This is a genomic window from Chromobacterium sp. ATCC 53434 (assembly GCF_002848345.1).
Classification (GTDB): domain Bacteria; phylum Pseudomonadota; class Gammaproteobacteria; order Burkholderiales; family Chromobacteriaceae; genus Chromobacterium.
The window spans coordinates 4,775,299-4,800,096 of the sequence record NZ_CP025429.1 but is presented as its reverse complement, the minus strand read 5'-3'; the positions used below and the strand labels follow the sequence as shown (position 1 = coordinate 4,800,096).

Genomic DNA, 24,798 nt, shown 5'->3' with positions numbered 1-24,798 from the left:
AGCGGGAGAAATCAATCATGTACCAACTGACCCAAAATGGTGTGAAACTGATCGAACAGAATCTGTTCGTCCCACAGGATACCTCCAATCGCGATTGGTGCGCCTATCTGGAGTGGCAAGGACAAGACAATATCCCCGCGCCAGCAGACCACCGCCCCCCCCCCATCGACTGGAACTACCAATTAACAACGATCAACGTTCCACGTGAAACCGCGCCCATCGGCGCGGTTTTTACATGACTCAGCGCAGCACCACCAGCGCGGTGCCGGCGCAGCTGACCGCCGCGCCCAGCCAGGCCAGCGGCGGCGGCGGGCGGCGCAGGACCACCCACAGCATCGGCAGGATCAGCACCGGGCTCAGCGCGGACAGGATGCCCACCGTCGCGACGTTCGCGCGCTGCAAGGCCAGCATGATCAGCGTCATGCCAAGGCCCAGCGCCACCAGGCCGTTCAGCGCGGTCTGGCCCAGCATCCGCGGCGTGTACGGGCCGCGGCTCTGCGCCAGTTTCCAGCCGCTGAACCACAGCAGGTAGTGGGCGCCGCAACTGACGCCCATCCGCAGCGCCGAGGCGGTCACCGGCTCCAGGCCGGCCGCCATCGCCGGCTTGGCGAAGAAGGTACCCAAAGCCTGGCACAGCGCGGCGGCGAGACCGAGCGCGGCGCCGGACGCCAGCTTGTCGTTGCGCTCCCACACATGGGCGTCCACCTCGCGCCGGCCGAAGGCCACCGCCAGCAGTACGCCGCCGAACACCAGCAGGCTGCCCAGCATCGCGCCGGCGCTCAAGCGCTCCGACAACAGCAACACGCCCAACAGCACCGAGAACACCGAATGGGTGGCGAACAGCAAGCCGGTGCGGCGCGGCCCCAGCCGGTTCATCGACGCGAACATCACCGTGTCGCCGAGGAAGATGCCGGTCAGCCCGGACAGCAGCGCCGGCCCCAGACTGGCCGCGCTGATCGAATGCCAGCCGCCGAACAACAGGCTGACGCCGCCGAGCACCGCGGTCAGCAGCGTCAGCCGCAGCCGGGTGAAGGCGAAGGGACCGAAATGGCGGGAAGGCGAGGCGCCGAGCAAGCCGCCCAGCGCCCAGCAGCCGGCGGCGCCGACTGCGGCCAGGTCATACAGCATCATTGATCCAGTAAATAGATTTCCACCCGCTCCTTGCCCTTGCCGACGTTGCGGCGCTTCAGGGCGATCCGCCCCACCTCGCCGCTGCGCCTCAGATGGGTGCCGCCGCAGGGCACGCGGGCGAAGCCGGGCAGTTCCCAGTAGCGGCGCCCGGCCGCCTCGTCGGAAAAGGCGCTGACGATGGGCAGATCATCGTCGATCCACCGCTGCGCGGCGGCGGCGATGGCCGGCAGCAAAGGCGTGATGGGCAGGTCCAGCGTGAAGTCTATCCGCGCCTTATCCTCGGCGATGTGGGCGCCGATCTTCTCCGCGTCGTCCATCTGGCGGCAGATCACCTCCAGCACCAGCTCGGCGGCGAAATGCAGCCGCATCAGCCGGTAGCGGCGCGGCCAGTCTATCTCCACCGTCGCCGCGTCGCCGGCCGCCAGGCCATGATCGGCGTCCAGCGTGTAGACGATGTCCATCCCCTGCTTTTCGGCCTGTCGCACCGGATGGCCGGCGATGCGGCCGCTGTCGCTCTCCTGGCCGCCGGAGAAGGCGTAGAAGATGGTTTCCTCCAACCATACCCGCGCGCCGTCGACGCGGCTGACGCGGGTGGCGAGCTCGGTCTGATAAGGATCACTCCAGAACTGTTTGCGCGTCATCGCCCGCCGCCTTTCTCAGGTACACGTCCTGATCCAGCTTTTCCATCATTCTCTCCGGCCGGTTCAGCGCGGTGAAGCCGTATTGCGCGTACAAGCCGTGCGCGTCGGCGGTGGCCAGCACCATCCTGCGCAGGTCCTGCAGCGCCGGATGCGCCAGCGCCGCCTCCACCAGCCGCTTGCCGACGCCCTGCCCCTGCCAGCCGTCCAGCACGAAGACGTCGGCCAGATAGGCGAAGGTGGCCTGGTCCGTTATCGCGCGGGCGAAACCGATCTGCTGACCGTCCTCGGCATAGGCGCCGAAGCACAGCGAATGCGCCAGCGAGCGCTCGAACACCTCGCGCGGCAAGCCGCGCGCCCAGTACGATTCGCGCGACAGATAGCGGTAAATCCGCTCGCGGTCCAGCCGCCGCGGATCGGCGTCGATTTCCACTGCCATGGGGCTTCCCGTCTCCCGCAGAAAGTCCCAGCGTAAACAAGCGACGGCATCCGAACAAGCGTTCGGCATATGAAATGGCACGAAATGCCGTATTGAAGGAAATTTATGGCACGATCATTTCACTCCATCCCAAACTTGCCGTTGCCAGCGCCGACAAAAACTCGCACGATATGGGTTTCCCCTATCGTACCGCCCGCCATGAACCTGTTGCCGATGCTGAGAAATCTGCTGTTCACGCTGTTGGCGCTGGCCATCCTGCTATGGTGCTACGGCAGCTGGCGCAATCTGCCGCCGCTGGTCGAGGCCGCGATCTGGCTCGGCGACGCGCTGGCGATGGCCGGCGCCTATCTGGTCCCCACCGTTACCGCGGTGCTGGTGAAAAGCCGGCGACTGAAGCAGGTGGCGCTGCTGAACGTGCTGGGCGGCTGGCTGATCGTGCCGTGGCTGCTCGCGATGGGGCTGGCTTTGAAACGCGACGACCTGGCCTGAGCGCCGCGCCGCATCCCGGCGACCCGCCCCCGAACAAGCGCGGGCGTCCGCAAACCAAGAGGAGAAGACTCGTGTTCCAACATGTAGACGCCTATGCCGGCGACCCCATCCTGTCGCTGGTGGAAGCCTTCGGCAAGGACCCGCGCGCCGACAAGGTCAATCTCAGCATCGGCCTGTATTACGACGAAGCCGGCCGCATTCCGCGGCTGAAGGCGGTGGAGCAGGCCGAGGCGCTGCTGGCCGGCCAGGCCCAGCCGCCGTGCACCTATCTGCCGATGGACGGCATGCCGGCCTATCGCAACGCGGTGCAGACGCTGCTGTTCGGCGCCGATCATCCGGCGGTGACCAGCGGCCGCATCGCCACCTTGCAGACGCTGGGCGGTTCCGGCGCGCTGAAAGTGGGCGCCGACTTCCTGAAACGCTATTTCCCGGCGTCCGGCGTCTGGGTCAGCGACCCGACCTGGGACAACCACGTCGCCATCTTCGAAGGCGCCGGCTTCGCGGTGGAGCGCTACCCCTATTTCGATCCGGCCACCCGCGGCGTCGACTTCGCCGCAATGCTGGCCAAGCTGGACACGCTGCCGGCCAAGAGCATCGTGCTGCTGCACCCGTGTTGCCACAACCCGACCGGCGCCGACCTCAGCGACGCGCAATGGGACCAGGTGGTGGCCGTCGCCAAGGCGCGCCAGCTGATTCCCTTCCTCGACATCGCCTATCAGGGCTTCGGCGCCGGCCTGGAACCAGACGCCTACGCGATCCGCGCGATGGCCGACGCCGGCCTGTCCTTCCTGGTCAGCAACTCCTTCTCGAAAATCTTTTCGCTGTACGGCGAACGCTGCGGCGGCCTGTCCGTAGTATGCCGCGACGCCGCCGAGGCCTCGCTGGTGTCGGGCCAGCTGAAGGCCACCGTGCGCCGCAACTACTCCAGCCCGCCGACGCACGGCGCCAGGGTGATCGCCACCGTGCTGAACGACGCCGAGCTGAAGGCGCTGTGGGTGTCGGAAGTGAACGAGATGCGCGAACGCATACAGGCGATGCGCGGCGTGCTGGTGCAGGTGCTGAAGGAAGCGTTGCCGGGACGCGATTTCGGCTATCTGGTCGACCAGCGCGGCATGTTCAGCTACACCGGCTTCAGCCAGGCCCAGGTGGACCAGTTGCGCGAGCGCTTCGGCGTCTATCTGGTCGGCAGCGGCCGCATGTGCGTGGCCGGCCTCAATACCGCCAACGCGCCCTACGTGGCGGATGCCTTCGCCAAAGTGCAATAGATCGGTCTGAACGGCGGGCTGGCCGCACCGCGGCGGCCCGCCGTTTTCCGTTTCACGCCGCCATCCGCTCCGGCCAGCCGTGCGCGGCCACTTCGGTGGCCAGCACCATCCAGGCGGCGTCGCCGTCCATCTCGGCCAGACGCAGGCAACTGAGCGCCAGCTTGATGCTGTGATCGTCCGGCTGCTCCCGCGCCAGGCGGCGAATCTCCTCCAGCGACGGCAGCGGGCCGCGCCGCAGTTGCGGCAGCACCGGACAACCGTCGTAGATGTATGTCCCCAGCAACGCCATCTGCATCTGCAAGGCGGCGCAATCCGGCACTTCGCCCATGCCGTTGCCGCGCGCCAGACTCAAGCCGGCCTCCCAGGCGGTGATCAGATGCACGGACTTGAAATCGCGCGCGGCCAGAAACAACAGCCGGCACAGACGGCGCTGTTCGCGCGCGCCCGCCAACAGGCCGGGGGGCAGCCGGCATTGCAGCTCGGGCATCGCCAGCGCCTGCTCGATATCGTCCAGGATGCGCGCCTCCCCCGCCTCCGGCGGAATCGGCCTGCTCTGCCAGTCGCGCATCAGCTCGGCCAGCGTCAACTGCACCATGCTGCGCCCCGGCATAGGCAGCATGCGCCAGTGCGACAGCGCATAGGCCAGCGCGGCGTCGATCTCCCCCGCCACGCCGCCGCGCACCGCGTAGGACAGCCGGATCAGGCCGTGGAACGACGCCGAGGCCGGCGCCTCCAGCGCCAGCCGCAGCCGTTGCGGCCAGCAGCGCTGCCATCTGTCGCTTTCCCGCTCCCAGGCGAAACGCCGCCGCCAGGCGGCCTCGCTGCTCGGATCGCCCAGCCAGCCGCCGGTATCGGCGATGTCGCGGCCATCGTCGTCCAGCGGCTCCAGGTGCTTGCACGACGCGGCATGGCGGCGCAATTCGGCTTCGTCGGCGCCCAGCTCGGCCAGCGCCTGCAGCGCCATCGGCAAATGGTTGGACAGGCCTTGCCGATAGCCGCCGGCATAGGCCAGCAACGGCGACAGCAACTCTTGCAACATCCGCGTCTCCTTCGCGATTCCGTTCCCGTTCACTGTGGGTCGGCATCCCGGAAAATCCCAATTGGATTTCGGGATGACGGCGATAGTGGAGCGCTATCCACCCGTCACAGCCCCGTCCCGACTGGCATGGCGACCGGCGCCGATGCCGCGCGACAGTCAAAAAACCGGCCCAGGGCCGGTTGTCCGCCTGGACCGGCGCTTACCAGACTTCGCCCGGCCGCCAGTCGGTTTCCAGCGCCCCGCTGATATCGAGCGCCGACGGCGTGTAGAACAGCCGGTAGATCATCACCTCTTCCTCCGGCGTTTCCACCAGGCTGCCATTGTCATGATAGGCCAACGGCCCCAGCCACAACTCCCAACCGCGGCGGGCGTAGAAGTCGGCCTCGGACGGCGACAGCGCGGCGATGTCGTAGTCGTCGCCGATCAAGGCCGGGATGGTGGACAGCATTGCGCTGCCATAACCCTTGCCCTGTCGGTCCGGCAGCGTGGCCACCGCCTCCACATAGGCGGAGCGCAGCGGCGGCAGGCCATCGGCGCGCAATTCGCGCTGCAGCCAGGCGGCGTGGCTGACCAGCTCGCCGGCGTCGTGAACCAGCAAGTGGGTGGCGTCTTCCAAACCACCCAGTTGGGGGGAAAAATCTTCCTCATAGGCCTGCGAGCACAGGCTCAGGATGCCGTCGCGCTGATGCGCGGAGAGATCGCGGTTGGGCACAACCGTGAAGCTGAGCGTGGACAGGTCGGTCATATCGGGCTCCTATTGTCGGAAAATGAACAGGGCCAGAGGCACCAACACGTTCAGACTCCACCATGCCGACGGGGTTCAGCGGACCTGACCTTAGAGCCGGTTCGCGATCTTTTCCGGCATCAGCCGTTTTCTGCCGGATGCCGGGCGCGGAAAACGGCTCGCCGCAGCGTGATTCACTGTCAGAAACGTCCGGCAAAGCCATGCCTTCACAATATGACGTCCAACAAAAAGGGCAAGCCATTCGGCCTGCCCTCGGGTTTTTCCACCTCAACGGTGCGTCGCCCCTATGGGGTGACGCACCCTACGGGGTGACACATCCACGGGGTGACGCATCCACGGGGTGACGCATCCACGGGGCGACGCATCCACGGGGCGACGCACCCACGGGATCACGCACCATTCGCCTTACACCGACGGCAACATCCCGCCGCCGATCAGGCCGTTGAAGCGGCCGCTGGCCGCCAGCGCGGCCGCCTTCTCGATGTCGGGCGCGAAATAGCGGTCCTTGTCGTAGAACGGCACCTGCTCGCGCAGCATGCCCTTGGCCGCCTCCAGCGTGTCGCTGGATTTGTTCGGCGCGCGGAAGTCTATGCCCTGGCAGGCGGCCAGCAGCTCCACCCCCAGGATGCCGGCGGTGTTGCCGGCCATGTCGCGCAGGCGGCGGCCGGCGAAGGTGGCCATCGACACATGGTCTTCCTGGTTGGCGCTGGTGGGCAGGCTGTCCACCGAGGCCGGGTGGGCCAGCGACTTGTTCTCGCTGGCCAGCGCGGCCGACGTCACCTGGGCGATCATGAAGCCGGAATTGACGCCGCCGTTGTTGACCAGGAAAGGCGGCAGCTTGGACAGATTGCTGTCTATCAGCAACGCCATCCGGCGTTCGGACAGCGAGCCGATTTCGGCGATGGCCAAAGCCAGATTGTCGGCGGCGAAGGCCACCGGCTCGGCGTGGAAATTCCCGCCGGACAGGATGTCGTTGTCGCCGGCGAAGACCAGCGGGTTGTCGGACACCGCGTTGGCCTCGACGCGCAGCACTTCGGCGGCGTTGCGGATCTGCGTCAGGCAGGCGCCCATCACCTGCGGCTGGCAGCGCAGACTGTACGGGTCCTGCACCTTGCCGCAGTTTTCATGCGACTGCTCGATCTGGCTGTGCGCCAGCAGTTCGCGGTACAGGCGGGCGGCGTCGATCTGGCCCTGATGGCCGCGCACTTCGTGGATGCGCGCGTCGAACGGGGTGCGGCTGCCCAGCGCCGCCTCCACCGACAGGCTGCCGGCCACGGTGGCCGACACGTACAGGTCCTCGGCGGCGAACAGGCCCTCCAGCGCGAAGGCGGTGGACGCCTGGGTGCCGTTCAGCAAGGCCAGGCCTTCCTTCGGCGCCAGCGTGATCGGTTCCAGGCCGGCGGAACGCATCGCCACCGCGCCCGGCACCCGCACGCCGTCGACGAAGGCCTCGCCCTCGCCGATCAGCACCGCGCTCATATGCGACAGCGGCGCCAGATCGCCGGACGCGCCGACCGAACCCTTCTGCGGGATCACCGGGTAGATCTGGCGGTTGAACAAGGTCACCAGCGCGTCTATCACGTCGCGGCGGATGCCGGAGAAGCCGCGCGCCAGCGAGTTGATCTTCAAGGCCATCACCAGGCGCACGGTGCTGTCGTCCATCGGCGCGCCGATGCCGGCGGCGTGCGACAGCACGATGGAGCGCTGCAGCAGCTCCAGCTCGTCGGTGGCGATCTTGGTGCTGGCCAACAGGCCGAAGCCGGTGTTGATGCCGTAGACGGTGCGGCCTTCGGACAGCACCCGCGCCACGGTGGCGGCGGAGGCGTCTATCTCCGCGTAGGCGGACGGGTCCAGCTTCAGTTGCAGGCCGGTTTCACGTGAAACGCGGCGCAATTCGGCCAGCGTCAGCCGGCCCGGTACGATGTTGAGGATGCTCATGGCTTCTGTCTCTCTATGCTTCTTTGTTCTGCTGTTCGCGCTTCGCGTTTCCGCGCCGCGCCGGCCGGCGGAGCGCTCCCGGCAGGAGGCTCCGCGGCCCTGCTCTTATTTCAACATCGGCAGGTCCAGGCCCTGCGTCTTGGCGCAATCCACCGCGATGTCGTAGCCGGCGTCGGCGTGGCGCATCACGCCGGTGCCCGGGTCGTTGCGCAACACGCGGGAGAGGCGCTCGGACGCGGCGTCGCTGCCGTCGCAGACGATGACCACGCCGGCATGCTGCGAAAAGCCCATGCCGACGCCGCCGCCGTGGTGCAGGCTGACCCAGGTGGCGCCGCCGGCGGTGTTCAGCAGCGCGTTCAGCAACGGCCAGTCGGACACGGCGTCGGAACCGTCCTTCATGCTTTCGGTTTCGCGGTTGGGACTGGCGACCGAGCCGGAATCCAGATGGTCGCGGCCGATGACGATGGGCGCCTTCAATTCGCCGTTCTTCACCATCTCGTTGAAGGCCAGCCCTAAGCGCACGCGGTCCTTCAGGCCCACCCAGCAGATGCGCGCCGGCAGGCCCTGGAAGGCGATGCGCTCACGCGCCATGTCCAGCCAGTTGTGCAGGTGCGGGTCGTCGGGGATCAGCTCCTTCACCTTCTGGTCGGTCTTGTAGATGTCTTCCGGATCGCCGGACAGCGCCACCCAGCGGAACGGGCCGATGCCCTCGCAGAACAGCGGGCGCACATAGGCCGGCACAAAGCCGGGGAAATCGAAAGCGTTGGCCACGCCCTCTTCCAGCGCCACCTGGCGGATGTTGTTGCCGTAGTCCAGCGTCGCCGCGCCGCGGCTTTGCAGCGTCAGCATCGCGCGCACCTGGATAGCCATCGACTGCTTGGCGGCGGCGCTGACGGCGGCGGCGTCGGTCTTCTGCTTGTCGCGCCACTGGGCCACGCTCCAGCCTTGCGGCAGATAGCCGTGCACCGGGTCGTGGGCCGAGGTCTGGTCGGTGACCACGTCCGGCGTGACGCCGCGCGCCACCAGCTCGGCGAACACGTCGGCGGCGTTGCCCAAGAGGCCCACCGACACCGCCTTGCCCGATTGCTTGGCGTCTTCTACGATGGCCAGCGCCTCGTCCAGCGTGGTGGCCTTGCGGTCGACGTAGCGGGTTTTCAGCCGGAAATCGATGCGAGTCTCGTCGCATTCGACGGCGATCATGCTGAAACCGGCCATCGTCGCGGCCAACGGTTGGGCGCCGCCCATGCCCCCCAAGCCGCCGGTCAGGATCCAGCGGCCTTGCGGCTTGCCGCCGAAGTGCTGGTTGGCGACGGCGAAGAAGGTCTCGTACGTTCCCTGGACGATGCCCTGCGAGCCGATGTAGATCCACGAACCGGCCGTCATCTGGCCGTACATCATCAGGCCCTTTTTATCGAGCTCGTTGAAGTGTTCCCAGTTGGCCCAGTGCGGCACCAGATTGGAGTTTGCGATCAAGACGCGCGGCGCGTTTTCGTGGGTCTTGAACACGCCGACCGGCTTGCCGGACTGCACCAGCAGCGTTTCGTCGTCTTCCAGCCGCTGCAGCGTTTCCAGAATCTTGTCGTAGCATTCCCAGTTGCGCGCGGCGCGGCCGATGCCGCCGTACACCACCAGGCTTTGCGGGTGCTCGGCCACTTCGGCGTCCAGATTGTTCTGGATCATCCGGTAGGCGGCTTCGGTCAGCCAGCTTTTACATGTCAGCTGGTTGCCGCGCGGCGCGCGGATGTGGCGGGAAGCGTCAAAACGCGGGTCGGTCATGGTTCTCTCTCCTCTGTATTTCCTTGAATCGCGCGATCGTCAACGGCGCAGGTGGCGGCTCAGGCTCCAGGCCAGCCGCGCCGCCGCCTTGGCGCCATGGCTGTCGATATCGTATTGGGGGTTGAATTCCACCAGGTCGGCGCCGGCGAGCTTGCCGCTCTTGGCGATGCGGGACGTCAGCGCCTCGACCACGGCGATGTCGACGCCGTAGCCGGCCGGGGCCGACACCGCCGGCATCTGCGCCGCCGGCAGCACGTCCAGGTCTATGGTCAGGTAGACGGCGTCGACGCTGTCGAGAAACTCGGCCAGCTGGCCGCGGATATCGGCCAGCTGCCAGCCATTCATATCGGTGTCCAGCCGCCATTCGGCGCCCAGTTGCCGCGCGGTGTCGAACAAGGCCTGGGTGTTGGCGGTTTCGGCCACGCCCAGGCACAGGTAGCGGAACACCCGGCCATGGCGGGAACAGTCGGCGGCGATCTGCGCGAACGGCGTGCCGCTGGTGGCCTCGTCGGCTTGGCGCAGGTCGAAATGGGCATCGAAATTGATCACGCCGATGCGCTTGTCCGGATGCGCGGCCGACAGACCCAGCCAGTGGCCGTAGGCGGTCTCGTGGCCGCCGCCCAGCACCAGCGGCAGGTGGCCGGCGGCGATCACCTGCGCCACCGTCTCGCCCAGGCGGCGCTGCGCGGCCTCCAGATCGCCGTCGGCGCAGGCAACGTCGCCGGCGTCGTACAAGGGCAAGGTCGGGTGGTAAGCCAGATTGGCCAGCGCCTTGCGCAAGGCCTGCGGGCCGCCGGCGGCGCCGACGCGGCCCTGGTTGCGGCGCACGCCCTCGTCGCAGGCAAAGCCGATGATGGCGATGCCGGGCGCGCCGCCCTCGGGCATGGCCTGCACCGCCTGATGCCAACGCTTGGCCGCCTCTCCCTCGGCCGCGTCGACGCGGCCGGTCCAGATCTTCATGTCCACCATGAGCACACTTCCCTTAATTGCCGATGGGCCGGAAGCGCGCTGGCGTCCGGCCGGCCGGACGTAATCAGTCGATGGATTGCGGCGTTCCGCGGAACACCCGCTGCTTCAGTTGCGGCACGCCGACGCTGTAGGCCAGCTCGGCCGGATGGGCGATGTCCCAGACCAACAGGTCGGCGACGCAGCCGGCGGCCAGCCGGCCGTGGCTGTCGCCGCGGCCCAGCGCCCGCGCCGCGTGGCGGGTGACGCCGGCCAGCGCCTCTTCCGGCGTCAGACCGAACAGCACGCAGGCCTGGTTCATCGCCAGACGGATCGACGCGAACGGGCTGGTGCCGGGGTTCAGGTCGGTGGACACCGCCATCGGCACGCCGGCGGCGCGCAGCTTGTCCACCGGCGGCTTCTGCGTCTCGCGCAGGAAATAAAAGGCGCCGGGCAGCAGCACCGCGACGGTGCCGGCGCGGCGCAGCGCCTCGACGCCGGCGTCGTCCAGATATTCGATGTGGTCGGCCGACAGGCCGCCGAATTCGGCCACCAGCTCGGCGCCGCGCAGATTGGACAGCTGCTCGACGTGGCCCTTGATCTTCAAGCCGTGGGCGCGCGCCGCCTCGAACACGCGGCGGGTCTGCGCCGGCGTGAAGCCCACCGATTCGCAGAACGCGTCCACCGCCTCGGCCAGACCGGCCCGCGCCGCCACCGGCACGATGGATTCGACCACCAGATCGATGTAGCCGTCGGCGTCGCCGGCGTATTCCGGCGGCAATGCGTGGGCAGCCAGCAGCGTCGTCGCCACCTCCACCGGCAATAAAGCCTCCAGGCGCCGCGCGGCGGCCAGCTGCTTCAATTCGTCGGCCTGGGTCAGGCCGTAGCCGGACTTGATCTCCACCGTGGTCACGCCGTCGGCCATCAAGGCCTTCAGCCGCGGCAGGCTTTCCAGCGCCAGCTCTTCCTCGTCCAGCCAGCGGGTGGCGCGGACGGTGGAGACGATGCCGCCGCCCTCGGCGGCGATCTGCTGGTAGGGCACGCCGGAGAGCCGCTTTTCCCACTCGGCGGCGCGGCTGCCGCCGTAGACCAGATGCGTGTGGCAGTCGATGAAGCCGGGCGTGATCCAGCGTCCCTGCAGGTCGAACACCTCGCCGTCGAAAGCGGCGGCGTCGACGCCGGCCTGCGGCAGCACCGCTTCGATGTGGCCGTCTCGCAACAACAGCGCGTGACCGTCCAGCGCGCCGTAGGGCGCGTCGCGGGCCGGGTCCATGGTGGCGAGCCTGGCGTTCAGCCACAGGCTGGGGCGGTGCGAAGAAGCGGCGTTCATGGCGGTCCTGTGCGGATATTTGTATATACAATTACGCCCATGGTCTGAGCTTGTCAAGCAGACGAGGACAAGGCCGGAAATGGCGGGGATTCGAGCGATGGATGTTGCAGGGCAATAAAAAAGGCCGCCCAATAGGCGGCCGTCCTGGCTGCGGCAATGCCGCCTAATTGTATATACAGCTTACTTCTTGACCCGCGTCTGCGAGCGCAGCTTGTAACGCAGGCCCGGATGCGTCAGCCGGGCGAAACTGACCAGTTTCTTGTGCGACCAGGTACGGCGCAGCACCAAGAGGCACGGCTCGGCGGCGACGATGCCCAACAAGGTCTGCTCGACCGCCCCCGGCAGCACCGCTTCCACGCTATGCTCGATATCGGTGAGCGGGCAGCTCTGCATCAGGTAGTCGTTCGGCGTGCGCTGGGAGAAGTCCTGCCGCAGATAATCCGGCGCGAAGGCCGGATTGACGTAGCGGTCCTCCAGCTGGATAGGCACTTCGTCCTCGCAATGGACGATCAGCGAGTGGTAGACCGGGCCGCCGGCGCGCATGCTGAGCCGCAGCGCCACTTCCTCGCTGGCCGGCACCGACTCCAGCACCATCACCTGGGCGGTATGCCGGTGGCCGCGCGCGCCGATCTCGGCGGCGATGTTGTTGATGTCGAGCAGCGGCGATTCCGCCTTGCGCTCCGCCACATAAGTGCCGTCGCCGGCGAAGCGCAGCAGGATGCCGGCCTCGGCCAGATCGCGCACCGCCTTGTTGACCGTCATCCGCGACACGCCGAACTGGCGCGCCAGCTCCAGTTCCGGCGGAATCTTGCAGCCGGGCAGGAAGTGACGATCGCGGATGCCGGACAGGATGTAGTCCTTGATGCGCTGGTAGCGGGGTTGCGGGGCGTCTGACACCGTGGCTCCATTGACGAGGGAATGGCCGATTGTAACGCGAGCGGCCGCCGCGCTGGCTGATCCAGCGCAGAAAACCGGAGGCGAAACGATGATGACCCTGCCCCAATGGCTGGCGGCCTACGACGAGAGCCACCGCCACCCGTTCAATATCGCCATGCACAAGCTGTGCGTGCCCTTGATCGCGCTGTCGCTGCTGGGCATGCTGATCGTGCTGCCCGGCCCGCTGCCCTGGGCCTGGCTGGCGGCGCTGGCCGCGGTGGCCTGGTACTGGCGGCTGTCGCGCGCGGCGGCGCTGGTGATGGCCGCGCTCGGCGGCCTGGCGCTGCTGCTGTTGACCGTCGCCCAGAGCCAGGGCCTGCCGCTGGGCATCGCCTCGCTGCTGGTGTTCGCGCTGGCCTGGTCCGGCCAGTTCGCCGGCCACGCGCGCGAAGGCAAAAAGCCGTCGTTCACCCAGGATCTGCAATTCCTGCTGATCGGGCCGCTGTGGACGCTGCGCGCGCTGTGGCGGCGACTGGGACTGATGGACTGAAAACATCGCCGCGCGGCGCGCGCCTCGCGCTATCATCGGCATTCCCCGATCCCGATGGAGCGCACGATGTCCCATCCGCAAGGCATCAGCCTTTCCGAACTGGCGCCCGGCGTCGAACAGATCCTGCTGGCCGGCGACGGCTTCTCCGCCCGCATCGCGCTGCTGGGCGGCCAGCTGATCGACTACCGCCGCGACGGCGAGCCGCCGCTGCTCTATCTGTCGCCGCAGACGGCCTGCCAGCCGGGCAAGGCGATACGCGGCGGCGTGCCGGTATGCTGGCCGTGGTTCGGTCCGCACCCGTCCGATCCCGGCCAGCCGGCGCACGGCGTCGCGCGCCAGCGGCTGTGGACGCTGGCCGAGACCGGCCGCGACGGCGAAGTGTTCCACGTGAAACTCAGCGGCCCGAGCCATGAGGGCCTGACCGCCTCGCTGAGCTTTCGCATCGGCCCGGACGGCGCCGACATCGCGCTGAGCACCGCCAACCGCGGCGATGCCGCGCAAACCGTCGGCGCCGCGCTGCACAGCTATTTGGCGGTGTCCGACATCGACAGCGTCGAGCTGCTGGGCCTGGAAGGCGCGCCTGCCCACAACAAGGTGGCCGACGCCCGGACCGCGCTGCCGGACGGCCCGTTCCGCTTCGACGGCGAAGTGGATCTGATCGCCTACGCCGACCGCGCCGCGACGCTGCGCGACGCCGGCTGGCGGCGCGACATCGTCGTCCAGCCGGAAGGCTCCGCCAGCACCGTCATCTGGAACCCGGCGCCGGTCAAGGCGGCGCGGCTGGCCGATCTGCCAGACCCGGACTGGCGGCGCTTCGTCTGCGTGGAAACCGCCAACGCCGGCGACGACGCGCGCCTGCTGCCGCCCGGCGCCGTCCACACGCTGGCGTGCCGGCTGCGTTTCTCTCGCCGCGGCTAGCGGTTATAATCTGACTCTCGTCGCCGGCGCACCCCGGCGCCCCCTCCTGGCTACCGGATATCGCAGCAATGGCACGACCCGACAAGATTTCCCGCTTCCTTCCGCTCACCTTTGCCAACGGCAACAGCGTGCGCCGATTCGGCAAGCACTGCCCGCAGTGCCGCACCATGGTCGGCGCCGAGCACATGGACGGCATCGCCAGCCTGATGCAGGGCAAGATCTTCCTGTCGGCCGAAGCCTGCTGCCCGCAATGCCGCCAGCGCTTTCCGGTGGCCTGCGTCATCACCGACGACAAGCGCGTGCACCGGGTGCTGCTGCCGCTGTGGATATTCCGCTTGTGGCTGCGCTCCGCCACTCGCCACGATCCGCAGCCGGCCGGCGACGAAAACTGGGACGTCGAGCAGGCGGAAACGCCGCAGGGGTTGATGCTGCCGGCCGACGCCGACGTGGTCCGTTCCGAAGAAATCCTCGGCCGCTTTCAGGGCGAGCCGATCAGCGCCTGGATCGAATACCAGGGCCAGCGCTTCGTCTTCGACCGCGCCGCGCCCGGCCACAACCTGACGCTGACGCCCAGCGAGCTGCTGCTCGAAGGCCGACTGATCTACCGCCAGCAATAAACGCCGCCGCCCCGCCGGGACGACGCCGGTCATTTGTGGCCGCCTCCCGCGCCCGCGTATGCTTTTTTCCGTGCCCGCCGTCCGCTTAGCGGCGGTCTCCCTACAAGGAAAAACCATGCGCAGACTCCTGTTTCCCCTATTGCTGCTCGCCGCCGCGGCCCAGGCCGGCGCGTCCGGCCTCGCCGGCGACCACCAGGCCAGCATAGGCCAGCCCGGCAACAGCCTGCAGTTGCGGCTGTCCTGCCGCGACGACGCCCATTGCGCGCTGATCACCACCTTCGACGCCCCCGGCGCGCCCAGCCAGCCCCAGCGGCAGCCGCTGGATCAGGTCAGACCGCTCGCCGACATCGGCGAAGCCGCCGCCGCGCTGCGCTACGCCCGCGAGCACCGCGCCGAACGCCCGGCCGAGGCCGATCTGGCCGAAGCGCAGGACAAGCTGAGGGCGGTGCTGGCCGGCCGGCCGGCGATCGCGCGCTGCTGGGACCTGAACTCGCCGCAAGCCGGCTATATGCTGGCGTGCACGCTGAGCGGACTGCCCGCCGGCGCCGCCCCGCTCTACCTGTTCAGCACGCTGCAGACCGACGGCGCGGCCGGCTTCCAGCGCTACGCCATCTACCCGCTGTCGCGTCGCTGAGCGCTAGGGGACATCGATGACCAGAATCGTCGGACAACTGAGCGCGGACGAGCTGCGGCAGGCGCGCTCGCGCGCCGAGACCATCGCCCGCGCGGCGCAGCCGGCCGTGACCGCCGGCCAGTTCGTGTATTTCGCCGCCTTCGACGGCACCGCCAACGACAAGGACCATCTGTCGCGCGGCATGCAGAGCACCAACGCCGCCCAACTGTACCGGCAGGCCGCCGCCGCGGCCGCCGGCAATCCGGCGCTCGCCGCCGCCTATTTCCCCGGCCCCGGCACCGGACCGACGCTGCCCGGCTCGTCCTTCCTGCCGCCGGCGGTCACCGCCGAGGCGGTCCGTACCGCCAAGCTGGCCTACGACGACTTCCAGCGCAAGGCCGTCGCCTGGCTGCAAAACCATCCCGGCGGCAGCGTCGCCGTGGCCGCCGCCGCCTTCAGCCGCGGCAACGACGCCGCCTCGGTATTCGCCCAGCTATTGTTCGAACGCGGCCTCAGCGACCCGGCCAGCGGCCGCATGCTGGTGCCGCCGGGCCAGCTCGGCCTGTCCGCCGCCGCGCTGTACGATCCGGTGATGACCGGCATGTCCGGCAATATGGCCTTCCCGCCGAACAGCCGCAATCTGCTGGTGCTGCGCGCCGAAAACGAATACCGCGCCCTGTTCAAGGCGGCCGATTTCTCCGCCCAGGCCGGCGCGCTCAACTTCAACTTCCCCGGCAATCACTGCGACGTCGGCGGCGGCTACGACAACGGCCTGGCGGGCCTGACGCTGCAGGCCGGCACCGCCTTCCTGCAGCAAGCCGGCGTGCCGGTGGCCGACGTGCCGCCGCAGCGCCGCTTCGATCCGCGCCAGCCGGCGTTGGTGCACGACGAGGGCGTCAACCAGTATGGCCAGACCATCTGGAGCACCTACGGCAGCTACGATCAGGACCGGGTGGCGCGCCGCACCGCTCAGGTGGCGCGCCAGGCCGAGGTCCGCAGCGCCAACGGCGTCACCACCACCCGCTTCAACGACTTCTCCGGCAAGCTGGTGGAGCTCGCGCAAAGCCGCGGCCCCAACGGTCCGCAAGGGACGATGACGATACGCGACTACTTCGAAGGCACGGTCAGCCGCATCGCCTTCCCGCAGGCCACCGCGCCTGCGGCGGCGGCCGCCGCGCTCAGCCCGGCCAAGCAATCGCTGCTGGACGGCGCGCGCGCCGCGGTGGAGCAGATGTGCCGGCGCGAGAAGCTGCCGCTGCACGCCGCGCAGCGCGAGGCGCTCGGCGCGACGCTGGCCGACGCCGGCTGGCGCCAGGGCCTGCGCCAGGCCGGCTTCGCGATGCTGCACGACCAGCGAAGCCGGATCAGCCTGCTGCCGGGCGATCCGGCACAGCCGCAGGCCAAGCTGACGCTGAACCTGGCCGACGCGCTGCGCCAGGGCGCCGCCCACGCGCTGCAAGCCTTGGCCGGCGCGCCGGAAGACACGCAACGGCTGGCGCGCAAGCCGGCCGCCGGGATGGCGCTGTAGCCGCCGGACGGCGGACGCGAAAACGGCCGGGCTTGCCCGGCCGTTTTTCATTTCCGCGCGATGCTCAGTGCACGCTGGCCGGATAGTGCGCGGCCACCCAGCTTTCGAAACGATCGAACATCGCCGCGTCACCGTCGCCGTTGTCGGCGATCAGCTCGGCGCCGTGCACCAGGCGGATGCGCGCGTCCAGCGCGTCCGGATACTGCCCCGGATAATCGCGGGCGGCGGCGTCGGCGATCAAACGCTGCGCCTCGGCCCAGGCCTCGTCGGCGCTCTGGTTGCAGCTGTCGGCCAGATAGCGGGCGTTGAACGGCTCGCCGGTCAGACTCAGCAAGGTCGCGTTGTGATTGATGCTGTTGCCCGGGCCCCAGTAGTGCTCGGCCAGCTTCGGGCCGATGGCCGGGTTGTCGGTCAGATAGCCGTATTCCTTCAGGAAATGGGCGCGGGTCTGGTAGACCGCCATATTGGCCAGCAGATAGCCATGGTAGGCGGCGGCCGACTCCTGGTTCAACAGGTGCGGAATCGCCAGCAGCGGACGCGGGCTGACCGCGATGCCCAGGATGCGCCGCTCGCTGTCGCGGGCCAGCTGCAACACGCGCTCGGCGGCCAGCTCGTCTTCCGGCAGCGCGTACAGCGCGCGCTCGAAATAGGCGACGACGGCGATGGAGCGCTCGGCGTAGGCGGCGAACGGCTGCGTCGCCTCGATGCGGGCGCGGATCAGCGCGTCCGGAATGACCTCGCCCTTGCCGTTGCGGGCGTAGCGCTTCAGCCAGTCGGCGTCGTCCAGCAGGCTGTCGCAGAACATGCTCTGGGTCTCGGCGTAGGCCATCGACGTCGGCGCGAACTCCTGAGAGAAGCACGGCGAGTTCTGCGTGACGTTGGCGAAATGGGCGGCGTGGCCGCCCTCGTGGAACAAGGTGTTGATCGCGCGCGCGCCGCTGCCCACCTGGTCCGGCTTGGCGTCGGCGGTGAAGTTGATCTGGCCGGCCACCCAGGCCTCGCCGTCGAAGAAGGACGGGATCGGGCCGTGGCAGAAGCCGTTCTGGTACTTGCCCTGGCGTTCGACCAGGTCCAGCTGCATCGTCGCGCCGCGATACTGTATGCCCAGCCGGCGGAAACTCAGCACCCAACGCTCCACCGCCTTGGCGAACGGCAGATAGGGATCGATCTGGCGGGTGACGTCGCCGCTCATGTGGAAACGCAGATTGTAGGCCTGGAGCGCGTCCTCGCCGTGCTTTGCCCGCAACTGGTCCAGCGCGCGCTGGTTGGCGTCGCCGGTGCGCGCCTCGAAATCGTCCAGAATCGCAAACAGCTGATCCGGAGTCATCTGCTCGTTCTTCTTCACCTTGTATTCGAAGTAGTCGGCGTACCCCAGGCTGCGGGCCAATTCGTTGCGCTTGTTCACGATGGCGATGAAGCCGTTGTCCAGCACCCAGCGCTCCAAGCCCAGCAAGGCGTCGTGCGAGCTCTTGCGCGCCGCCTCGTCGCGGTTGGTGCCCATATTGGTGGACAGCCCGCTCAGCGTCGCCTCTTCCAGCTGGCCGCTTTCATTGACGTGGCGCATCTTGTAGTCGCGGCGCTTGGAAAACAGCCCGGACTCCAGCTCCACCAGCTCGGTCATCAACCTGCGCGCCTCGTCGCTCTCGATGATGTTGCTGTCGAACAGCGCGCGCCAGCCGTTGAAACCATGCAGCAACGCGTCGCGCTCGGCGTCGGCCGGCAGCGCCTGCAACGCTTCCTGCGCCGCCTTCACCCGCCCCAGCCGCGTCGGACTGGAGATGAAGTCCTTGAACGCGGCCTCGGCGCGGGCGAAACCGGCATCGTCGTCGGACACCGCCATATAGGTGTCCCAGAACAGGTCTTCCTTGGCCTTGTGGATGGCCAGATAATCGTGGTTGAGCGCGTCAAACTCGGCGCGCAGCGCTGCCAATGCTGTCATTCCCATTTCTCCCGGGGTATCGCCGCTCTGCCGGCGGCATGGTTTCGACCGGTGGATGCCTCACCGGTACGGATGAGCAAGTCTCATTCCATCGTACTAGAAAGGTCAAGATATTTCAGTACTTAACGGCCATGATTGCCCACCCTATCCATGAGTAAACTGAAAGCCTGCCAAGCTCAGGCCACCAGCAGCAACTCCAGGCGGCCGCCGTCGCGCAGCGGCTGCATCTCGAAACCGAGCCGCATCGCCAGCGCCAGCATCGCCACATTGCCGGGCACGCAGCGGGCATGAAAACGGCGGCAACCCAGCCGCTCGCGGCCGAAGGCCAGCATCAGCGCCGCCGCCTCGGCCGCGTAGCCGCGGCGCCACACCGCCTCGTCCAGCTCGATGCCAAACTCGGCCTCGCCGCCGGCCGCGCCGCGCAGTCCGACCGAGCCGATCAGCGCGCCATCGACGGCGCGGACCACGGCCAGCTGCCAGTCCCAGCGCGGCGTCTGCCGCTGCTGTTCGAGAAAGCGCGCGAGCAGACCGGCGCTGAACGCCTCGGTCCGCTGCTCCGGCTGGGCATGGCGGCCGAAGGCGGCGCCGCGACGCGCCGCCAGATAGGCGTCGCGGTCGGACGGCAGGAAATCCCGCAACCGCAGCCGCTCGCCTTGCAGCGCCGCGCTCAGCATGTGCCCGCCTTTTCCAGCCGCAGCCGGTCCAGCCCGCATTCGAGCTGGCGTCGCCGTTCGTCGGCCGAGCGGGAAGCCTGGCACGGGTACGGCATGTCGGGGGAAAGCATGGATGAATGATGAAGATGCTCGTCGCCGAGCATGTCGCGCAGCAGGTGGCGCGACAGGATAAAGATCGATGCCATGATGGCGGTACCTGTAAAGAACGATGAAAGAGCGAGGAGACGATCATGCCGGGCGGCACGGCGGCTCCGATATATTCCCGCGCGCTGCATCAGGGATGCGCAGGCGGCGGAAGCGCGGAGTCTGCTCCCGCCGATGGTCATTCGTCAAGCATAAGGCGGCCAAAGCCGCCGGTTCACCACCGTCGGCGCATCGGCCTCACTGGCGCGTGCGCCGCGCGCCAGCGACCGAGTCCGGTGCGCAGCGCGGCATCCATCAGCCCCAGCTGCAGGCCGACCATCACCGCGTACAACAGCATGCCCCAGCCCAGCGGCATCCATGGCACCGCCCAGTCGCTCAGATGGGGATACAGCAGCCAAGCCAGCAGCAAACCGGCCACTAGAGTCAGCTCCACCGCGCGCCAGGAACGGGTGCGCAACGCCAGCCTGGCGCCGATATCGGTCAGAAAGAAAACCAGGCAGAGCAGATAGAGTTCCATGATGAATTCCCCGCGACGATGACAGCGGCGCCGCGGGATGGCCCTGACTGTCAGACATTATCCAACGCCTTCCTCATCCCGCGATTTCGGCGCCTGAGTCCCCCTGTTATGCGGTTTATAGCCAAACCTGTCCAAAGTGCCAGTCCTGCAATCCATGCAAATGATCTATGTAATCCGCTCTTTTCATAACATTGTCAGACAAAATGCAAAAAGTATCGATTTCATAGCGCTTCGGTACAATGTCTCTGTGGACCATGCCTCACTATTCTGCGGGGGTCAGCAAACCGCCCCCCAGGAGCCCCACCATGGCCACCAGCACTCAAGGACACATCCTCGCGCTGCAAGGCAGCGTCAAGGCAATCGGCATCGACGGCAAAGTACGCCTGCTGAAAGCGGGCGATGCCCTGCTTCCCGGGGAGCAGCTGCAACTGGAGAACGGCGCCGCCATCGACATCAGCCAGTCCGACGGCCAGATGCTGCATATTGACGGCACCCGCCAGGTGATGCTGACCGAAGAAGTGCTGCATGCGCAGCACGCCGACGCCACCGAAGCCGCCATCGCTCCGCTGACGCCGGAAGCCCAACAGATTCTCGCCGCGCTGGACAATCCCAACCCAGGCCCCAACGCCAATCCCTTCGACAATCTCGACCCCGCCGCAGCGGGCCTGAGCGACCCAGGTGGCGAAAACAGCGGCCACTCCTTCATCCGCCTCGGCCGCATTACGGAATCGCTCGCGGCCCTGCAGCAGGAAAGCGCGCCGATTTCGACCGCGGCAACCCAGACCGCCCTGTCCGCCGCCAATGAAACACCGGACTCGCCACCGTTCTTCACCGCCGCCAATGGCGCCCCGCTGGGCAACGACCTGAGCGTCACCACCAAGGAGGACACCCCGGTCAGCGGCACGCTGACCGCCAGCGACCCCGACGGCGATCCGCTCACCTTCGTCAAAGGCTCCGACCCCGCCCACGGCGTGGTCGTCATCAATCCCAATGGCAGCTGGACCTACACCCCGGGACAGGACTACAACGGCAGCGACAAATTCACCGTCACCGTCAATGACGGCCGAGGCGGCACCGCCACCGTCACCGTCAATGTCGGCGTCACCCCGGTCAACGACCCCGCGGTCTTCGGCGGCAACGATCATGGCGTCGTGGTCGAAGATGACATCACCCAGGTCAGCGGCACGCTGGTCGTCAAGGATTCAGACCCGGGCGAGGCCGGCTTCCAGCCGCAGGCCGACATCAAGGTGGACTACGGCACCTTCCATTTCGACAGCACCACCGGCCAATGGACCTTCACCCTGGACAATGCCAAGGCCCAGGCGCTCACCAATGCCGATCGCTTCGACCGCACCTTCACCATCCAGTCGCTGGACGGCACCACCCATACCGTCACCGTCACCATCCAGGGCAAGGACGATCCGGCCATCATCACCGGCGACAACGGCACCGTCACCGAAGACCAAAACGTCTCGGCAAGCAATACGCTGGACTACAACGGCAAGCTCAACATCGTCGATCCCGACCAAGGCCAGGCGGTGTTCAACACCACCCGCGTGGACAGCCAGGCCGGCAATCTCGGCGCCCTCACCATCGATGCCAATGGCAATTGGCACTACAGCGTCGACAACGCCAAGGTCCAATACCTGGGACAGGGCGACACGCGTACCGAGTCGTTCACCGTCTACTCCCAGGATGGCACCACCCACAACGTCGTCGTCGTCGTCAACGGCGTCAACGACCCGGCCAGCATCGGCGGCGCCGGCGACATCGGCGACGGCACCGTCAAGGAAGACACCCCGGCCCAAACGGTGGCCAGCGGCAAGCTGACCGTGGTCGACATCGATCAGGGCCAGGCCCAACTGCAGCCCTCGCAACAAGTCACCGACTACGGCACCTTCCAGGCCAACGCCGACGGCACCTGGACCTTCACCATCAACAACGGCAGCGCCAAGGTGCAGGCGCTGGGCGAGGGCGACACCGTCCCGCTGCAATTCACCGTCGCGTCCAAGGATGGCACCGCCACCTCCGTGGTCACCATCCATGTGCTGGGCACCAATGACGCCGCCGTGATCGGCGGCACCGACAATGGCACCGTGATCGAGGACAAGCTGCTGGACGTGGGCGGCGTGCTCACCGTCAAGGACGCCGATCAAGGGCAATCGTTCTTCCAGGCCCAAACCAACACCGCCGGCACCTACGGCACATTCAGCATCGACGCCAGCGGCAACTGGCATTACAACCTCAACAACAGCGACCCCATCGTCCAGGCGCTCAACCAGGGCGAATCCCGTGTCGAATCCTTCACCGTCAAGAGCGCCGACGGCACCACCTCCACCGTCACCGTCACCATTATCGGCACCAACGACCCAGCGGTGATCACCGGCAACGACCACGGCGCCGTCACCGAGGATCTCAACGTCTCCGCCGCCAATACCCTAGACTACACCGGCACGCTGATTGTGACCGACCCCGACCAGGGTCAGTCGGCCATCGACCCCACCCGCGTCGACAGCAAAGCCGGCAACCTCGGCAGCATCACCATCGACGCCAGCGGCAACTGGCACTACACCGTCGACAACGCCAAGGTCCAGTATCTGGGACAGGGCGACACCCTCACCGAGGTCTTCACCGTCTATTCCAAGGACGGCACGTCTCACGACATCACCGTCATCGTCAACGGCGTCAACGACATCCCGGTGTTCTCCGGCAGCGATCATGGCGCCGTCACCGAGGATCTCAACGTCTCCGCCGCCAATACCCTAGACTACACCGGCACGCTGACTGTGACCGACCCCGACCAGGGTCAGTCGGCCATCGACCCCACCCGCGTCGACAGCAAAGCCGGCAACCTCGGCAGCATCACCATCGACGCCAGCGGCAACTGGCACTACACCGTCGACAACGCCAAGGTTCAATATCTGGGACAGGGCGACACCCTCACCGAGGTCTTCACCGTCTATTCCAAGGACGGCACGTCTCACGACATCACCGTCATCGTCAACGGCGTCAACGACATCCCGGTATTCTCCGGCAGCGATCATGGCGCCGTCACCGAGGATCTCAACGTCTCCGCCGCCAATACCCTAGACTACACCGGCACGCTGACTGTGACCGACCCCGACCAGGGTCAGTCGGCCATCGACCCCACCCGCGTCGACAGCAAAGCCGGCAACCTCGGCAGCATCACCATCGACGCCAGCGGCAACTGGCACTACACCGTCGACAACGCCAAGGTCCAGTATCTGGGACAGGGCGACACCCTCACCGAGGTCTTCACCGTCTATTCCAAGGACGGCACGTCTCACGACATCACCGTCATCGTCAACGGCGTCAACGACATCCCGGTGTTCTCCGGCAGCGATCGTGGCGCCGTCACCGAAGATCTCAACGTCTCCGCCGCCCATACCCTAGACGCCTCCGGCACGCTGATTGTGACCGACCCCGACCAGAACCAGTCGGCCATCGACCCCAGCCGCGTCGACAGCAAAGCCGGCAACCTCGGCAGCCTCACCATCGACGCCAGCGGCAACTGGCACTACAGCGTCAACGATAGCCTGTCAGGCGTCCAGTCCCTGGGCCAGGGCATCACCCGGCAAGAGGTGTTCACCGTCTATTCCAAGGATGGTACCGCCCATGACATCACCGTCGTCATCACTGGTGTGAATGACGCAGCGCGAATCAGTGGGGTCACTTCCCAAGATATGTATACAGACCAAGCCTCAATCAGCAACTCGTTTACTGTGAGCGATGTCGATGCAGGCGAGTCGGGTTTCAGCACGAGCCTCAATGTCGCAGAGACATACGGCACCTTCAACTTCGACAAAACCACCGGTATCTGGACCTTCACGCTGAACGCCAGCGCTCAGAATCTCACCAGCGCCGACCACATAACCTACAGCTATACGATTACGTCCATCGATGGCACCACCCACCCGCTATCGATCACGATTAATGGTATTGACCACTTCGCCCCGTCCAGCGGCGGCAGTCAAGGCATCGTGACTGCAAGCCTAGCCACAGCCGCCAGCACCGAGCTTCTCAGCGCCAAACTCGATGCCGCTACGCCGGACAAGACGGCAATTGCTCATCATGCCGACGCGGTTTCACGTGAAACCAGCATCGCCGCCGCCGGGCATGCCAAGGCTAGCGCCGGAGAGATCGCCGCCACGGAAACCCATCGGCACGGCGCGGCCAGCGATGAGCCCGGCATCGTCTATGGCGCGCAGAAGACCGCCGTCGAGCCTGCCGGCAACCAACCAAGTCCGTCCATCGCCCACGATGCGCCGCACTCCGCCGAGGCCGGGGCCCGCGGCGGTACCGGCATCGATACCTTCAAGTGGACGCTGGGCGAACAAAGCGCCGCCGCCACGCCGGAGCCGGCCCGGAGCGGCTTTGTCGATCACGGCCAGCGGGACGGAAAGGATGCGCTGGACCTGAAGGACGTGCTGCCGGAAGGCGGCCATCGCGCGGCAAGTCTGGACAGCTATCTGAACGCCCACAAGGAAAGCGCGGACGCGGCGACGGACGCCCGCCACTCCGGCCCGGGCGCGCCGGCAGCGCAATCGCTGGCCAGCGTCGACCTGACGCATGCCATCGCGCTCAGCGACGCGCAGGTGCTGAAAAACCTGTTGAGCCACGGCCAGCAACATACGGAATAAGGCCTGGCTCCATCGTCGCGCTAAGC

Annotated in this window: 23 protein-coding genes; 9 read left to right on the top strand and 14 right to left on the bottom strand. The window is 67.3% G+C overall.

The annotated features are described in order from the left end of the window. The first annotated feature begins 17 nt into the window (after nt 1–17). Nucleotides 18–239: a hypothetical protein gene (locus tag CXB49_RS23795; protein WP_158300994.1), complete on the top strand. Its 222-nt coding sequence runs from the start codon at nt 18–20 to the stop codon at nt 237–239. 1 nt (nt 240) lies between these two features. Here the strand turns inward: CXB49_RS23795 and CXB49_RS21420 are convergent, their stop codons facing one another. The 3 genes from CXB49_RS21420 to CXB49_RS21410 are packed head-to-tail and all read right to left on the bottom strand — an operon-like array spanning nt 241 to nt 2,208. Continuing rightward, nucleotides 241–1,128, bottom strand: coding sequence for a DMT family transporter (locus tag CXB49_RS21420; RefSeq protein WP_233492882.1), 888 nt, complete (start codon nt 1,126–1,128; stop codon nt 241–243). Beyond that, nucleotides 1,128–1,772, bottom strand: coding sequence for an alanyl-tRNA editing protein (locus CXB49_RS21415; protein WP_101710250.1), 645 nt, complete (start codon nt 1,770–1,772; stop codon nt 1,128–1,130). Before CXB49_RS21415 ends, CXB49_RS21420 begins: the two co-directional genes overlap by 1 nt. Next, a complete protein-coding gene (locus tag CXB49_RS21410) occupies nt 1,747–2,208 on the bottom strand; it encodes a GNAT family N-acetyltransferase (protein ID WP_101710249.1) in 462 nt (153 codons plus the stop codon). Before CXB49_RS21410 ends, CXB49_RS21415 begins: the two co-directional genes overlap by 26 nt. Nucleotides 2,209–2,406: 198 nt before the next feature. Here CXB49_RS21410 and CXB49_RS21405 point away from each other — a divergent pair, with 198 nt between their 5' ends. Both CXB49_RS21405 and CXB49_RS21400 read left to right on the top strand, forming a co-directional pair. Further along, nucleotides 2,407–2,697: a superinfection immunity protein gene (locus CXB49_RS21405; protein ID WP_158300993.1), complete on the top strand. Its 291-nt coding sequence runs from the start codon at nt 2,407–2,409 to the stop codon at nt 2,695–2,697. A 71-nt stretch (nt 2,698–2,768) separates the two neighbouring features. Then, nucleotides 2,769–3,962, top strand: a complete 1,194-nt coding sequence (locus CXB49_RS21400; RefSeq protein ID WP_101710247.1) for an amino acid aminotransferase — start codon at nt 2,769–2,771, stop codon at nt 3,960–3,962. A gap of 52 nt (nt 3,963–4,014) precedes the next feature. On the opposite strand, the gene CXB49_RS21395 is transcribed toward CXB49_RS21400, so the two are convergent. The 7 genes from CXB49_RS21395 to hutC all read right to left on the bottom strand — a co-directional run bounded on the left by CXB49_RS21395 (nt 4,015) and on the right by hutC (nt 12,632). Continuing rightward, the gene (locus CXB49_RS21395) at nt 4,015–5,001 is read right to left on the bottom strand and encodes a questin oxidase family protein (RefSeq protein WP_101710246.1); all 987 of its coding nucleotides are present in this window, start codon (nt 4,999–5,001) and stop codon (nt 4,015–4,017) included. Nucleotides 5,002–5,200: 199 nt separating this feature from the next. After that, complete coding sequence (locus CXB49_RS21390; RefSeq protein ID WP_101710245.1) at nt 5,201–5,746, bottom strand: GNAT family N-acetyltransferase; 546 nt, start codon at nt 5,744–5,746, stop codon at nt 5,201–5,203. A 405-nt stretch (nt 5,747–6,151) separates the two neighbouring features. Beyond that, nucleotides 6,152–7,684, bottom strand: a complete 1,533-nt coding sequence (gene hutH, locus CXB49_RS21385; RefSeq protein ID WP_101710244.1) for a histidine ammonia-lyase — start codon at nt 7,682–7,684, stop codon at nt 6,152–6,154. Nucleotides 7,685–7,789: 105 nt separating this feature from the next. After that, nucleotides 7,790–9,460, bottom strand: a complete 1,671-nt coding sequence (gene hutU, locus CXB49_RS21380; protein WP_101710243.1) for a urocanate hydratase — start codon at nt 9,458–9,460, stop codon at nt 7,790–7,792. 39 nt (nt 9,461–9,499) lie between these two features. Next, nucleotides 9,500–10,429 carry a formimidoylglutamase gene (hutG, locus tag CXB49_RS21375; protein WP_101710242.1) on the bottom strand — a complete coding sequence of 310 codons (930 nt, stop codon included), beginning with the start codon at nt 10,427–10,429 and terminating at the stop codon, nt 9,500–9,502. Nucleotides 10,430–10,493: 64 nt separating this feature from the next. Further along, entirely contained in the window at nt 10,494–11,735 is a 1,242-nt protein-coding gene (gene hutI / locus CXB49_RS21370) for an imidazolonepropionase (RefSeq protein ID WP_101710241.1), read from the bottom strand. 180 nt (nt 11,736–11,915) lie between these two features. After that, a complete protein-coding gene (gene hutC, locus CXB49_RS21365) occupies nt 11,916–12,632 on the bottom strand; it encodes a histidine utilization repressor (protein WP_101710240.1) in 717 nt (238 codons plus the stop codon). A gap of 88 nt (nt 12,633–12,720) precedes the next feature. Between hutC and CXB49_RS21360 the strand changes: the two genes are divergently transcribed. The 5 genes from CXB49_RS21360 (at nt 12,721) to CXB49_RS21340 (ending at nt 16,837) form a co-directional block, all read left to right on the top strand. Beyond that, nucleotides 12,721–13,161, top strand: coding sequence for a DUF962 domain-containing protein (locus tag CXB49_RS21360; protein ID WP_101710239.1), 441 nt, complete (start codon nt 12,721–12,723; stop codon nt 13,159–13,161). Between the two features lie 66 nt (nt 13,162–13,227). Further along, on the top strand, nt 13,228–14,079 hold the full coding sequence (locus tag CXB49_RS21355; RefSeq protein ID WP_101710805.1) for a D-hexose-6-phosphate mutarotase: 852 nt from the start codon (nt 13,228–13,230) through the stop codon (nt 14,077–14,079). A gap of 68 nt (nt 14,080–14,147) precedes the next feature. Then, a complete protein-coding gene (locus CXB49_RS21350) occupies nt 14,148–14,696 on the top strand; it encodes a hypothetical protein (RefSeq protein ID WP_101710238.1) in 549 nt (182 codons plus the stop codon). A 115-nt stretch (nt 14,697–14,811) separates the two neighbouring features. Next, the gene (locus tag CXB49_RS21345; RefSeq protein WP_158300992.1) at nt 14,812–15,330 is read left to right on the top strand and encodes a hypothetical protein; all 519 of its coding nucleotides are present in this window, start codon (nt 14,812–14,814) and stop codon (nt 15,328–15,330) included. A gap of 16 nt (nt 15,331–15,346) precedes the next feature. Continuing rightward, nucleotides 15,347–16,837, top strand: coding sequence for a hypothetical protein (locus CXB49_RS21340; protein WP_101710236.1), 1,491 nt, complete (start codon nt 15,347–15,349; stop codon nt 16,835–16,837). A gap of 64 nt (nt 16,838–16,901) precedes the next feature. On the opposite strand, the gene CXB49_RS21335 is transcribed toward CXB49_RS21340, so the two are convergent. The 4 genes from CXB49_RS21335 to CXB49_RS21320 form a co-directional block, all read right to left on the bottom strand. Beyond that, entirely contained in the window at nt 16,902–18,776 is a 1,875-nt protein-coding gene (locus tag CXB49_RS21335) for a M3 family metallopeptidase (protein WP_101710235.1), read from the bottom strand. Nucleotides 18,777–18,952: 176 nt separating this feature from the next. Continuing rightward, complete coding sequence (locus CXB49_RS21330; protein ID WP_158300991.1) at nt 18,953–19,450, bottom strand: GNAT family N-acetyltransferase; 498 nt, start codon at nt 19,448–19,450, stop codon at nt 18,953–18,955. After that, complete coding sequence (locus tag CXB49_RS23790) at nt 19,444–19,635, bottom strand: hypothetical protein (RefSeq protein WP_158300990.1); 192 nt, start codon at nt 19,633–19,635, stop codon at nt 19,444–19,446. The genes CXB49_RS21330 and CXB49_RS23790 overlap by 7 nt, the downstream gene beginning before the upstream one ends. Nucleotides 19,636–19,808: 173 nt before the next feature. Continuing rightward, nucleotides 19,809–20,111 carry a hypothetical protein gene (locus CXB49_RS21320; protein ID WP_101710232.1) on the bottom strand — a complete coding sequence of 101 codons (303 nt, stop codon included), beginning with the start codon at nt 20,109–20,111 and terminating at the stop codon, nt 19,809–19,811. A 305-nt stretch (nt 20,112–20,416) separates the two neighbouring features. Here CXB49_RS21320 and CXB49_RS21315 point away from each other — a divergent pair, with 305 nt between their 5' ends. After that, nucleotides 20,417–24,772: a retention module-containing protein gene (locus tag CXB49_RS21315; RefSeq protein WP_158300989.1), complete on the top strand. Its 4,356-nt coding sequence runs from the start codon at nt 20,417–20,419 to the stop codon at nt 24,770–24,772. Nucleotides 24,773–24,798 lie beyond the last annotated feature (26 nt).